We start from the raw sequence: 14,281 nt of genomic DNA, 5'->3' as shown, positions 1-14,281 counted from the left end.
CGGCATATTGTTGCCAGCCAAAATAATTTTTCTTTTTCCTATTATATTAATCTTTTTTTATAATTTTGCAAATTGCAAATTAAGGTGATGAAAAAAAACATATATAGCAAGTTCGACAAAAAAGAGATGACAGCGTTGCCCCCAGTTGTTTTTCCGGGTCGGATAATTTCAATCATTACGGCTCGTGAGGCAGAAAAAGCCGTTGATTATCTCTTGTCGAGCGATATATTGGGTGTGGATACGGAAACCAGACCGTCATTTCACCGTGGCGAACAACATCAGGTGTGCTTGCTGCAGGTGTCTAATCGTGACACTTGTTTCCTGTTTCGTCTTCATCTGACCGGAATCACCCCAGCCATCAAGCGTCTGCTCGAAGATACAACCGTCAAGAAGATTGGTCTTTCGTGGCATGATGATATCCGGGGGTTGCAGGCACGTGAGAATTTCACTCCGGGACTGTTTGTTGATTTGCAGGACATCGTTCCGGAGTTGGGGGTGAAGGATTTGAGCTTGCAAAAGCTCTATGCCAACTTCTTTGGCAAGAAGATTTCCAAGCGCCAGCGACTTTCCAATTGGGAAGCTGCGGTGCTGAGCGACAAACAAAAACAATATGCTGCCATTGATGCGTGGAGTTGCATTCATCTCTATGAGGAAATCACGAGATTAAAACGCACACACGATTATGAGTTGATCGAAGTGGCAGAACCGTCAGAGCCGGCAAACAAAACGGCGGCGACGGGAAAACCAACGCCAAACAAACAGCCCAAGCGTGCCAAGCGCAAGACAAGCCAACAGAGAACTACACGAAGGAAGAAAAAGACGAAAACCCCGACCGAACAAAAGTTGTAACCAGATATGATGACCGAAACATACAAGAAAATATATTTGAAACGCGGCAAGGAAGAGTCGCTACTCCGCTTCCATCCTTGGATATTCAGTGGTGCGATTCATCATGCTGACGAGGGAATTGCAGAGGGAGAAACCGTCAGGGTGATGTCTTCGGAGGGAAAATTCATTGCTGTAGGGCATTACCAAATAGGAACCATCACCGTTCGTGTACTCTCATTCAGCGATGTCTTGATTAATGATGACTTCTGGAAACAACGTTTAAATGCAGCGTTGCAAATGCGACAAAGAATTGGTGTAGTGGACAATCCACAAAACGACACGTATCGGCTGGTGCATGGTGAGGGAGACGGTCTCCCTGGTCTCATTGTTGATTGTTACGGCCCTACAGCTGTGATGCAGGCTCACAGTGTGGGCATGCACGTGTGTAGGGAGCAAATCTGCAAGGCGCTTGTTGACGTGATGGGTGGCAGGATTGCCCAAATTTATTACAAGAGTGAGACCACGCTGCCATTCAAATCGGGACTTGGACAGGAAGATGGCTTCTTGTATGGGTCTACCGACAATAACCTGGCCATGGAGAATGGGTTGCAATTCAATATCGATTGGCTTCGCGGTCAGAAGACGGGATTTTTTGTTGACCAACGCGAAAACCGGTCACTGCTGGAACACTATGCCAAAGACAAGACCATACTCAATATGTTTTGTTATACAGGGGGCTTTTCTGTATATGCCATGCGAGGCGGTGCAAAGTTGGTGCACTCGGTGGACAGCAGCGCCAAGGCAGTCGAGCTGACCAATCGTAATGTTGAATTGAATTTCCCCGGAGACAGTCGGCATGAGGCTTTCTGTGACGATGCATTCAAATATTTGGATGCGAATGACAACAAATATGATCTTATTGTTCTCGACCCTCCGGCGTTTGCCAAGCACCGTGGAGTTCTGAGAAACGCTTTGAAAGGGTACACGCGATTGAATGCAAGAGGACTGGAGCGAATCAAGCATGGCGGCATCTTGTTTACGTTCAGTTGTTCGCAGGTGGTGACCAAAGACCAATTCCGCAATGCAGTGTTTACGGCTGCAGCTCAAACGGGGCGCAAGGTGCGAATCTTGCACCAGCTTCACCAGCCTGCTGACCATCCCATCAACATCTATCATCCCGAGGGTGAATATCTCAAGGGGTTGGTGCTGTATGTGGAATAAATAGAGGTCATGGACTTCGAGCAAACCATAGCGCAATACATCTGCCGTCATGGGCTTATGCGTCATGACGGTTTTTATTTAGTGGCACTGTCGGGTGGTGCCGACAGTGTTGCTCTGCTATGTGTACTAAAACGGCTCGGATACCACATCGAGGCTGTTCATTGTAATTTTCATCTGCGCGGAAAAGAAAGCATGAGGGATGAGGACTTCTGTGTAGCTTTGTGTGAAAAGATGAACATGACACTCCATCGCATTCATTTTGACACAACAACATACGCCACCTTGCATCAGATTTCAATAGAAATGGCTGCTCGAGAATTGCGTTATGGCTATTTCGAACAGTTGCGCAAGGATTTGAGTGCTGATGATATTTGTGTAGCTCATCATCGGGATGATCAAGTGGAGACGGTATTGCTCAATTTAGTCAGGGGTACGGGACTGGTTGGATTGCAGGGTATGAAACCCCGGAACGGAAACGTTGTAAGACCGATGTTAGCTGTGTCGAGAGATGAAGTGGAAAGCTATTTAAATAGCATCGAACAGGATTATGTGACTGACAGCTCCAATCTTATAAACGATGTGATGCGCAATAAATTAAGACTTGATATTATACCTTTGCTTGAAGAGTTAAACCCAAGCGTGAAAGCATCTGTGTTTCGCATGACAGAAAACCTTGGGGAGGCTAATAAACTTATGGATGAAGCTCTGCAGAACAACATAGCCTTGATACGCCGGGACAACATGAGCTATGACCTAAAGACCCTACGCAAGCTGGTTTCTCCCTCTTATGTGCTATGGTCTGTCTTGAACAAGTATGGATTCAACCGCTCCCAAATGTTTGAAATATTGTCGCACGAAGGTAGGGCAGGGCAGTGGGAAACCGGGGAGTATGTCGCAGTTGCGGATAGGGAAAGGCTGGATATATTTACCGCCAAGTCTTGGGCATTCAAGCCTTCGGTGCTTCGAATACCTGAAGAAGGGGTGTACAGTTATGCCACAGCACCCAAGGAAGAGTTTGACATGGATGCAGGAAAAAGCAGGTCAAAAATCCGAGTGTCGCTTCGAGCAATTGACAATGACTTTCAGATTGACAGGAATACCGCTGTTGCCAACCTTGATGCTGACAAGACAAGATTTCCCCTACTTGTCCGACCCGTTGAAAAAGGCGACCGTTTCGTGCCGTTTGGAATGAGTGGTAGCAAGTTGGTGAGTGACTTTCTCACCGACAACAAGATGTCGCCAATCGCTCGCCGCCGTCAGGTTGTTATGGAGGATGCTGATGGAAATATAGTATGGCTGGTTGGACAGCGTATAGATGATCGCTATGCAATAGACAGCAAGATGTCGCGAAAGGCATTGGTCATTTCTTTGGTATAGCTTTCTATTTTTTTATATTTTTTCAACCTTTTATAGCTTGTTCTCTTTCGGTTTTGGAAAATATTCCTTATTTTTGTTGTGTAATTTTTAATTTAACTGAAGCAAGCTATGTTTACAGACGCAGACAAGAGGCAAATAGAGAGCCGCGGCATGTCCGTGGCACGTGTGGAATATCAGCTCAGCCAAGTGAGACAGGGCTTTCCTTACCTTCGCTTGGAGGGAGCGGCATCTGTGGAGAAAGGAATCTTGGTGCTTGATGAAAAAGAGCAGAAAAGATTAGAACAGGTTTGGGAGGCATACAAGAAGGCAAAGGGGCACAAGGTTGTGAAGTTTGTGCCGGCTTCAGGAGCTGCCAGCCGGATGTTTAAAAACATGTTTGCTTTTCTTGCAGCCGACTATGACGTGCCAACAACAGACTTTGAAAAGAAGTTTTTTGATGAGGTCAAGCATTTTGCTTTCTACGATGAGTTGGACAATAAATGTTTAGAAAATCATGGCAAAACCATAGCACAGCTCCTGTCTGAGGGCAACTACAAAGCTGTTGTAGCCAATATGCTGAATGTCGAGGGCTTGAATTATGGACAGTTGCCTAAGGGCTTGCTTCTGTTCCACAGCTATCCCGATGGTGCCCGCACCCCAATGGAAGAACACTTGGCAGAAGGAGCGCTTTATGCAGAATCCAACGGGGAGGTTCATGTTCACTTCACGGTATCGCATGACCATCTTAAACTCTTTGAAAAACGTGTCAAGGAGAAGAAAGGTTATTACGAAAAGAAATATAACATACATTATAACATCTCGTTCTCGGAGCAGAAACCAAGTACGGATACAATAGCCACCAACCCAGACAACACGCCATTCAGGAACGACGATGGGAGTCTGTTGTTCCGGCCGGGAGGACACGGGGCATTAATTGAAAACCTGAACGACATCGATGGTGATATTGTGTTCATTAAGAATATCGATAACGTTGTACCAGATCGCTTGAAAGCTGACACGGTGCAATGGAAGAAGATTATTGCCGGTGTATTGGTCGATATGCAGGAAAAAGCCTTTGCATATATGCAAACACTCGACAGTGGTGTTTACAATCATGAGAAGGTTCAGGAAATCATTCGTTTTGTTCAGCGAGATCTGTGTTGCCGATATTTAGAACTCAAGGAGATGGAAGATGCTGAACTTGTGGAATATCTTAAGAAGAAGCTGAACCGCCCGATGCGCGTCTGTGGAGTGGTGAAGAACGTTGGAGAGCCCGGGGGCGGTCCTTTCTTGGCCTATAATGCTGATGGAAGCGTGAGTTTGCAAATTCTTGAAAGTAGCCAGATAGACACAGGCCATGCCGAGTATATGAAGATGTTTACTGGCGGAACACATTTCAATCCCGTTGACATCGTTTGTGCCATTAAGGATTACAAAAGCAACGCTTTCAACTTGCCTGACTATGTAGATGAGTCCACGGGCTTCATCAGTCTGAAGAGCAAGAATGGCAAGGAACTCAAAGCGTTGGAACTGCCGGGGCTTTGGAATGGGGCGATGAGCGACTGGAACACCCTTTTTGTTGAAGTACCTCTCTCCACCTTTAATCCCGTTAAGACGGTAAATGATCTTTTACGTGACAGCCATCAGTAGATATCATCGTCTACTAAACATAGAAGGAAACGAGAGCATACAGCATGCTTAGCCTTTCTGTCTGAATTTTGACATATTTGGATAGGATAGGGCTTAAATGTTTTGCCATTTTGCCATTTAGATGTACCTTTGCACCGATTTTTAACGAACATGTAAAATGAAAAAAAATGTAAACGCAAGGTATCTGGTTCCGGCACTGATTTGCTTGCTGCTTCTTGCCGCCTTGGGTTATTATTGTCTTTTTGCCTCCTTCTCTGGTGGTAAGGAAACTACGTATATTTATATCGACAGGGATGACAACTACGACTCCTTGATGGCCAAACTAAAGCCCATTGCTGTAAAACATTGTTACCATGCATTCAGCACGTTGTCGCGGCACAGCAGCTTGGTTGACAAAGTGCATGCAGGACGATATGAGATTGGGTCGTCTACGGGAACTTTTACGCTGTTCCGTCGTATCAAGAATGGGATGCAAACTTCGATGAACCTCACGATTCCCAGTGTTCGTACGATGGAAGATCTGGCTGGAAGACTTGGAGACAAGCTGATGCTGGACAGTCTTGAAATGGTGAAAGCGTTTAAGGATGAAGCCATGTGCAAGAAATATGGCTATGACACACTGACCATTCCCTCACTCTTTATTCCCAACACGTATGATGTTTATTGGACCGTTTCCCTGGATCGTTTCATGGATTATATGCAGAAGGAGAATAAGAAATTCTGGAACGAAGATCGAACAGCGAAGGCTGAAATGCTGAAGCTAAGTCCCGTAGAAGTTACGACACTTGCCAGTATTGTTGACGAGGAAACTGCCAACAACGAAGAAAAGCCCATGGTGGCAGGTATGTATTATAACCGCTTAATGCTTCGCAATGCGGAATATCCCAAGGGAATGCCCCTGCAGGCTGACCCTACTATTAAGTTTGCATGGAAGCAATTTGGACTGAAACGGATATATAACAAACTGCTGTATATCAACAGTCCGTATAACACTTACCGCTACCCCGGATTACCTCCTGGACCTATTCGTATCCCCTCGGTGGCAGGCATCGATGCTGTGTTGAATATGGTACATCATGATTATATATATATGTGCGCCAAAGAAGATTTTAGCGGCACACATAACTTTGCCCGAACCTATCAGGAACACTTGGGCAATGCTCACAGATATGCTGTGGCTCTGAATCAGCGTGGTATAAAATAGCAAAGGTATAAAATGGAAAAATGGCACTCGCTTCGCAGCGTGTACCATTCATTCTCAATAGGTATTAGCCTTTTCATTAAGGTAAAAAGATTGTATTCAGGATAACACTGCAAAGTTAACACATTTTGTTGAGAACTACAAGTGTTTTTGTAAATCTTTTGTAACCTTTCTGAGATAAATTATCAGAAAATGATTAACTTTGCATCTATATAATAGAAAGACAACGAATTTATGGATATTAACGAAGATATCAACGAAAAAAAACGGAGTGTAAGTTTTGTAGAGCAGTTCATTGAAGAAGATCTTGCTGAAGGTAAAAACGGTGGTCGACTTCAAACCCGATTCCCCCCAGAACCCAATGGCTACCTTCATATTGGGCATGCTAAGGCCATATGCATGGACTTTGGGGCTGCTGAGAAATACAACGGAGTGTGTAACCTACGCTTTGACGACACCAATCCCACCAAGGAAAACAATGAATATGTAGAGAATATTCTACATGATATCTCGTGGTTGGGTTTCAAATGGAATAAAATATTCTATGCTTCTGATTATTTCCAGAAGTTATGGGATTTTGCCATTTGGATGATTCGTAACGGACATGCATATGTGGACGAACAAACTTCGGAACAGATTGCCGAACAGAAAGGTACGCCCACCACGCCGGGTATAGCAAGCCCTTACCGCGATCGCCCGGTGGAGGAGAGTTTGCGTTTGTTCGAATTCATGAACACCGCAGAGGCCGTCGAGGGATCAATGGTGCTTCGTGCTAAAATGGATATGGCCAATCCTAACATGCATTTCCGCGATCCGGTAATTTATCGCATTATTCACACACCACACCATCGAACCGGCACTCAATGGCATTGCTACCCCATGTACGACTTTGCACATGGCCAGAGCGACTATTTTGAAGGAGTGACCCACTCTATATGCACGTTGGAATTTGTACCTCACCGTCCGCTCTATGATAAATTGGTTGATCTTCTGAAAGAATATGACGGAAGTGCAGCGAAAGGACTCAACGATTTTCGTCCACGACAAATTGAGTTCAATCGTTTGAACCTGACTTATACCGTGATGTCTAAGAGGAAACTTCATCAGTTGATAGAAGAGGGACTGGTAACTGGATGGGATGACCCACGTATGCCCACGCTGTGTGGTATGCGCCGCCGAGGATATTCTCCGGAATCAATACGAAACTTCATTAAGTCTATTGGATACACCAAGTTTGATGCACTCAATGATATTGAATTGCTGGAGGCTGCTGTTCGTGAGGATCTCAACAAGAAGGCAACACGTGTCTCTGCTGTGCTTAATCCGGTTAAATTGGTGATCACCAACTATCCTGAAGGACAAAGCGAAGAGATGATAGCCGAGAATAATCCGGAGCAGGAAAACAGTGGAACACATCAGATTACTTTTTCGCGCACGCTGTGGATAGAACGTGACGATTTTATGGAGGATGCACCGAAGAAGTTTTTCCGTATGACTCCAGGCAAGGAAGTGAGACTCAAGAATGCCTATATCGTCATGTGTACCGGTTGCACCAAAGATGCTGATGGTAACATTACAGAGATTCAGGCAGAATATGATCCAGAATCCAAGAGTGGTATGGCAGGAGCGAACCGCAAGGTAAAAGGAACGTTGCATTGGGTGAGCACTGATCATTGCGTACAGGCGGAGATTCGTGAATACGACAGATTGTTCTATGTTGAGAATCCAGCTGCTGACGGACGCGACTTCCACGAGCTACTTAATCCAGATTCACTGCGCATTAAGAACAATTGCTATGTGGAGCAATACGCTGCAGGTTGCAAACCAGGAGAGTATTTGCAATTCATCAGACTGGGTTATTTTATGTGTGATGTAGACTCAGACGACAACCGATTGGTATTCAACAAAACCGTAGGGCTCAGAGATACATGGGCTAAAAAGAACAAACAATAATATTCCCTGACGGATTATTATTTGATTTTTTCTCCAAGGTGTTTATTCATTTAGTCAATAAATACCTTGGAGAATATTAAATTCTCAAGAACAATACACTTATGAACTGGCTATCTGTACTTTTGGAGAACCTGAACTATTATACAGTTTTTATTCTCATGTTTATTGAAGGTTCTGTCATTCCCGCACCATCAGAGCTTATCGTTCCCCCGGCAGCTTATTGTGCAGCTGCAGGTGAGCTCAATGTATTTCTGGTGGTCATCTCGGCTACTGCGGGAGCCTTGCTCGGTTCTTCTGCAAATTATGCTGCAGCCTATTATCTTGGTCGCCCCATTATTTATCGTTTTGCAAACAGCAAATGGGGACACCTGTGCCTTCTCAATCAGGAGAAAGTTGAGAAAAGTGAAAAATACTTCAATGATCATGGTGTGATAGCCACGCTGACTGGCAGACTTTTGCCTGGTATTAGACAGATTATTTCAATTCCTGCGGGTCTATCCAAAATGCCGTTTTGGAAGTTTGCTTTTTATACAACAGTAGGAGCAGGTTTGTGGAACTGTGTATTGGCTTCTCTCGGATGGTGGTTGCATTCTTTTGTACCGATGCATCAACTCTACGGCAAGATAGAAGAATACAACAAGTATATTCAGGTTGCGGTGATCGGCATTGTGGCTTTGGTCATTGTTGTGGTTGTGTTGAAATGGCAACTCTCGAAGCGCAAGGCTAAAGGTAATGCTGATGGATAAAAGTATAAGGATATAACCGTTATAACGTCAACGATCCCCGAGTTGCTTATGGTATCAAACCCGTTATCATTTATTCTTAAAAAACATTAACATCTTTAGGTTATATCTCGTTAAGTAGCAGAAACTGAACTAAAATGAGTAACTTTGCACACGCTTCCACGAGATGGGAGCATAATTCAAACCTCATTTTTAAGTTTTTAAAACAAAATGGCAACAAAAATTAGATTACAGCGCGGCGGTCGCAAGAACTATGCATTCTATAGCATCGTCATCGCTGATGTAAGAGCTCCACGTGATGGTAAAATTACAGAGAAGATTGGTACTTACAACCCAAATACCAATCCTGCAACCGTAGATTTGAATTTCGACCGTGCGCTCTATTGGCTGGAAGTAGGTGCTCAACCTACTGACACAGTTCGCAACATCCTCAAGCGCGAAGGCGTTTACATGATGAAACACCTCAAGGGTGGTGTAAAGAAGGGTGCATTCGATGAAGAAGCATGCCAGCAGAAGTTCGATGCTTGGAAAACAAGCAAGGAGCAGAAGCTGACAGAAGTTCATCAAGCTGCAGTTAAGAGCCGAGAAGACTTGGCTGCCAAGGCATTGGAACAAGAAAAGAGCAAGAGCGAGGCAATGGCTAAGAAGTTGGCAGAAAAGAAAGCTGCCGAAGCTGCTGCCAAAGCAGAAGCCGAGGCCGCTGCAAAAGCTGCTGAGGAGCCCGTGGCAGAAGAATCTGCAACAGAGGAACCAGCATCTGCAGAGCCTGAAGCATCTTCTGCCGAATAAGAATCAGTTGGATGAGGCATTCGGATTTATCATCCAGTCTTATCGCCTGATTTTCAAGAAGACAATTAACATAACAGCACAACAAGGTTTAGCCTTTGTTGTGCTGTTATGTTTTAGTCCATTCGACTTTTGTAGTCTTCATAGCTATACTCTCGCAGTAACTCAAGTTCGCCATTTTCACGAGCCAAAAAGATGGATGGATGGGATACTCCGTTGAACATATTGGTTTTCACCGTGGTATAGTGTATCATGTCTTCTAAGATAACATTCTGTCCTACGTGTAATTCATGGTCAAATTCCCAATATCCCATGAAGTCACCACTCAGGCAAGAGTTTCCCCCAAGGCGATATACGTTTTTCGTCCCCGCTGTTTTTACCATGCTTCCATCCGGACTTTCGTAGGTTTTTGCACCTCTTACCGAAGGCCAATAGGGACCTTCAAGACAATCAGGCATGTGACAGGCGAAGCTCACATTGAGAATGGCTGTACGAATGCTTTTGTCTTCCACAATGTCTACGACTTGACTTACCAAAGGTCCTGTTTCCCAAAGGAAAGCACTTCCTGGCTCCAGTATGACATGCAAATGAGGATAGCGCTTATGAAAGTTGTTAAGAAGCCTGATAAGCAGTTCTGTATCATATCCCTTCTTGGTCATCAGATGACCACCGCCAAAATTAATCCATTTGATTTGAGTGAACCATTTTGAAAACTTTTGTTCAATATGTTCGAGGGTGCGTTGGAAAACATCCGCATTATTTTCACAATGACAGTGGCAGTGAAAACCATCAATCCCATCAGTCAAACGATCTGGAAGTTTTTCAGCTCGTACGCCAAAACGTGACCCTGGTGCGCAGGGATCATAAAGTATGTTGTCGATTTCGCTATATTCCGGATTAATACGAAGACCCAAACTGATCGTAGGGTTTATCTGTTTTACTCTTGGCATATAGCGGGTCATCTGCGAGAGAGAGTTGAATGTGAGATGACTCGAACATCTGGCTATGGTGTCTATTTCATAATCGGTGTATGCCGGAGAGTATGCGTGCACCGGTGTTCCAAACTCCTCGCGACCCAACCTTGCCTCACTCAGAGAACTGGCTGTAACGGAATGAATGTATTCACGGAAAATAGGAAACGTCTTCCACAATGCAAAAGCCTTGAATGCCAATATAACCTCTATATTAGCCTCCTTTGCCACATGTGTGATAAGCTGTAAATTCTTACGAAGCTTAGCTTCCTCCAAAATGTATGCCGGACGGTTAAAGCCTTCGAAAGTCAAAACGTTTGTTTTCATATCTTTGATTTTGTGCAAAGTTAGGTTTTATTTCCAAATTAAATTGTCAAATCCAAGTATTTTTAATACTTTTGCACCGGATATGACAATGGAACACTTCCAAAGTTCATAACACGCATATTCCTTGCAGAATCAGAAGTCTACATCATATATAAAACACGCCGTACAACATGAGTGAAAAGAACTCTTATTTAGTATTTTCAGGCACACGCTCAAGGTATCTTGCTGAGAAAATCTGTTCAAGTTTGGGCTGTCCGCTGGGTAATTTGGTCGTAACAAGATTCTCCGATGGAGAATTTGCTGTTTCTTACGAGGAGTCTATCAGAGGTCGCGATGTCTTCTTGGTACAGAGTACATTCCCCAATTCTGACAACTTGATGGAATTGCTTTTGATGATTGATGCAGCCAAGCGTGCTTCCGCCCGGCAGATCATTGCTGTAATTCCTTATTTCGGTTGGGCACGTCAGGACCGAAAGGACAAGCCGAGGGTAAGCATCGGTGCCAAATTGGTGGCCGACTTACTGAGAGTGGCCGGTATCGACCGTCTGATCACCATGGATCTTCATGCCGATCAAATTCAGGGTTTCTTCAATGTTCCCGTAGACCATCTGTATGCTTCGGGAGTGATACTTCCTTATCTTCAGGGGCTTCATCTCAAGGATCTTGTGATCGCCTCGCCCGACGTGGGCGGCTCCAAGCGTGCCAACACCTACGCCAAATACTTAGGCTGTCCACTCGTGCTCTGTAACAAGACCCGTGCCCGCGCCAACGAGATTGAGAGCATGCAGATTATTGGAGATGTAAAAGGCAAAAATGTAGTGATCATTGATGACATGGTGGACACAGCCGGCACGATAACCAAAGCAGCTGACATTATGATGGAGGCCGGGGCATTAAGTGTTCGTGCATGTGCCTCACACTGCGTCATGAGCGGTCCTGCCAACGACCGTGTGGAGAAATCAGCCTTAGAGGAAATGGTTTTCACAGACTCCATTCCCTATACTCAGCGTTGCTCCAAGGTGGTGCAACTGAGCGTTGCCGGCATCATAGCTGAAACCATCAGACGCGTTGTGAACAACGAGAGCATCTCCTCTCAATATCTTATCTAAGCGATATATTCTGCGCTAACGTATCAACATAGCCGGTTTGCTCATTGCAGACCGGCTATATATTTACCTTCGCCTTTGCCGATAAAACTTGCCTCAAATCCTTACAATCGCTGTACATATCGGAAACTGTTCGTCTACAGCTGGGAATAATATCGCGATGCAGTACGGTTGTTTACATCATTTCTGTCACCCCTCATCATTTTCTTCGACTGCATTTATTTTGACAAAAGTACCATTATAATTCCCGTATTTCAAAACAAATGCCGTCACGTCTGAAATATGCTAAAATTGCGTCTTTTTATAGTATCTTGATACTCAGCTCGTTCTGGAATTTTGCTCCAAACGCTACTGTTTGATAAACTGCGATTACATATCAAACGGCTTTATCGTTCGAACTTGATCGCATGACGATCAAAGCTTTCCCGCACTACCGTTCCATTCTAATCGCATCGCGACAAGGCCGTAATCGCATCGTACTCGCATTTTTCAGCTTTTCAAGACAGATAATTCGCATCAGAACATGGCGCATTTTCCTCTGGATGTTTAAAAAATATTTGTAAAAAAAAGGTAACTTTATTTTTACACATCCGTACATCTGTTTTTGACGACCCGAAGAAAAAACTCATAGCAACGAAATAACATTGTGTCATGTTTTATGCAAAAATTTGACTGTCAGCGGACTGTCTTAAGCAGATTTTTACATTCTCAAATAGCAAAATTAGTTAAGACACGGTTAATTATTCCTCGTTTTTTTAACGTCCAACCTATAATTCAGGATTTTTTTTTAAATTTGCATGTAACATGCCCTATCTCCGTCACTTCAAACCAATTGATTGACGTAAGGCTTATAGTATTCTACAAATTCGCATCAAGAGCAATAAAACGTATGAAACGAAAGGTTATCATGTTTGTTTTATCGGTTGTCACTGTACAAAGTTTTGCACAGCTGACGCTGAACCAATGCCATGAGATGGCACGTGAAGAATATCCCATGATCAAACAGTATGAATTGATCAGGCAGAGTAAAGACTATACTGTGTCCAATGCTTCTAAGGTCTATCTGCCCGAAGTAAAATTCAGTTTCGGTGCCCATGCGTTCACGGATATGGTGTCGTCTTCGCCTTCAACTGCCGCCATGGGAATGGACGACATGAAGAATTATTTGCTCAACGGCAGTGTGCAAATCAACCAAGTTATTTATGACGGAGGTGGCATATCGGCTCAAAAAAAATTGGCAGAGGCACAGGCCAACGCGGATGAGCGTCAGTTAGACGTGCGTTTGTATGCTATCAACGAACGTGTTGACCAGTTGTATTTCAGCATCCTGATGCTGGATGAACAAATGAAACAGGTGAAAATATTGCAAAATGACTTGGAATTGAGTAATAAGACAGTCAATGCCATGATGAACGGAGGCATCGCCAACCAATCGGATCTTGACGCGGTGATGGTGGAACAAGTCCGGGCAGAGCAGCAAGAAGGTAGTTTGCGAGCCTCCAGAAAGGCTTTTGCTCAGATGTTGAGTTTGTTTATTGGTCAGAAAGTGGATGAAAACACACAACTGGCACGACCCGCTATGGTTGCTCCGAAGGCTGACAACGCCATGCTTCGTCCTGAACTTTCCTACTTCTCAGCTCAGCAGCGACTGCTCGACTCGCAACGAAAAGCACTCGACAGCCAGCTTATCCCTACTGTGAGTGCCTTTGCTATGGGATTGTATCACAACAAAGTGATGGAGATCATGAAACCTGCCATGGTAGCCGGGGGTGTGACATTGTCGTGGAAATTATCACCCTTCTATACACGTAAGAACGATTTAAGAAACCTTGAGACGAAAAAGCAAATGATTGAGAGCGAACGCGAGACATTTCTCTTCAACACCAGTTTGCAGAACCGACAATCCCAAGGTTCTATCGGCGACCTACAGAATAAAATCAATCAAGACGAGCGCATCATTCGTTTGCGCGAGAGTATACATGACAAGTCGGTGGCAAAAGTGCAGAATGGCATTGAGACTATCAACGAAATGCTGCGTGATGTTAATGCAGTAAATGAAGCGCGACAACAGAAAGTGATTCACGAGATTCAACTTTTGCAAGAAATATATCGTTTAAAAAATATCAACAACAACTGAAT

General features: G+C 44.3%; 11 protein-coding genes. 10 read left to right on the top strand and 1 reads right to left on the bottom strand.

The window, feature by feature from the left end:
* Positions 1 to 87: 87 nt before the first annotated feature.
* From HMPREF0645_RS06270 to HMPREF0645_RS06235, 8 genes are all read left to right on the top strand, one after another.
* Complete coding sequence (locus tag HMPREF0645_RS06270; protein ID WP_007174080.1) at positions 88 to 849, top strand: 3'-5' exonuclease; 762 nt, start codon at positions 88 to 90, stop codon at positions 847 to 849.
* Positions 850 to 855: 6 nt separating this feature from the next.
* Complete coding sequence (locus HMPREF0645_RS06265) at positions 856 to 2,049, top strand: class I SAM-dependent rRNA methyltransferase (protein WP_007174079.1); 1,194 nt, start codon at positions 856 to 858, stop codon at positions 2,047 to 2,049.
* A gap of 9 nt (positions 2,050 to 2,058) precedes the next feature.
* On the top strand, positions 2,059 to 3,426 hold the full coding sequence (tilS, locus tag HMPREF0645_RS06260; RefSeq protein WP_007174078.1) for a tRNA lysidine(34) synthetase TilS: 1,368 nt from the start codon (positions 2,059 to 2,061) through the stop codon (positions 3,424 to 3,426).
* A 108-nt stretch (positions 3,427 to 3,534) separates the two neighbouring features.
* Positions 3,535 to 5,055, top strand: coding sequence for a DUF4301 family protein (locus HMPREF0645_RS06255; RefSeq protein WP_007174077.1), 1,521 nt, complete (start codon positions 3,535 to 3,537; stop codon positions 5,053 to 5,055).
* Positions 5,056 to 5,212: 157 nt separating this feature from the next.
* Positions 5,213 to 6,259, top strand: coding sequence for an endolytic transglycosylase MltG (gene mltG / locus HMPREF0645_RS06250; protein ID WP_007174076.1), 1,047 nt, complete (start codon positions 5,213 to 5,215; stop codon positions 6,257 to 6,259).
* Between the two features lie 231 nt (positions 6,260 to 6,490).
* Positions 6,491 to 8,209: a glutamine--tRNA ligase/YqeY domain fusion protein gene (locus HMPREF0645_RS06245; protein ID WP_007174075.1), complete on the top strand. Its 1,719-nt coding sequence runs from the start codon at positions 6,491 to 6,493 to the stop codon at positions 8,207 to 8,209.
* A 101-nt stretch (positions 8,210 to 8,310) separates the two neighbouring features.
* The gene (locus HMPREF0645_RS06240; protein ID WP_007174074.1) at positions 8,311 to 8,955 is read left to right on the top strand and encodes a DedA family protein; all 645 of its coding nucleotides are present in this window, start codon (positions 8,311 to 8,313) and stop codon (positions 8,953 to 8,955) included.
* A gap of 207 nt (positions 8,956 to 9,162) precedes the next feature.
* Positions 9,163 to 9,741 carry a 30S ribosomal protein S16 gene (locus tag HMPREF0645_RS06235; RefSeq protein ID WP_007174073.1) on the top strand — a complete coding sequence of 193 codons (579 nt, stop codon included), beginning with the start codon at positions 9,163 to 9,165 and terminating at the stop codon, positions 9,739 to 9,741.
* Between the two features lie 113 nt (positions 9,742 to 9,854).
* Here HMPREF0645_RS06235 and nspC read toward each other — a convergent pair whose 3' ends face one another.
* Complete coding sequence (gene nspC, locus HMPREF0645_RS06230; protein ID WP_007174072.1) at positions 9,855 to 11,036, bottom strand: carboxynorspermidine decarboxylase; 1,182 nt, start codon at positions 11,034 to 11,036, stop codon at positions 9,855 to 9,857.
* Between the two features lie 170 nt (positions 11,037 to 11,206).
* On the opposite strand from nspC, the gene HMPREF0645_RS06225 reads away from it, so the two are divergent.
* Positions 11,207 to 12,145, top strand: coding sequence for a ribose-phosphate pyrophosphokinase (locus HMPREF0645_RS06225; RefSeq protein WP_007174071.1), 939 nt, complete (start codon positions 11,207 to 11,209; stop codon positions 12,143 to 12,145).
* Between the two features lie 886 nt (positions 12,146 to 13,031).
* The gene (locus HMPREF0645_RS06220) at positions 13,032 to 14,279 is read left to right on the top strand and encodes a TolC family protein (RefSeq protein ID WP_044123341.1); all 1,248 of its coding nucleotides are present in this window, start codon (positions 13,032 to 13,034) and stop codon (positions 14,277 to 14,279) included.
* Positions 14,280 to 14,281: the final 2 nt, after the last annotated feature.

The sequence above is a fragment of the Hallella bergensis DSM 17361 genome (assembly GCF_000160535.1).
Classification (GTDB): Bacteria; Bacteroidota; Bacteroidia; order Bacteroidales; family Bacteroidaceae; genus Prevotella; species Prevotella bergensis.
Note: the sequence above shows the minus strand (reverse complement) of the source record. Positions and strands in the feature narration are given on the sequence as shown.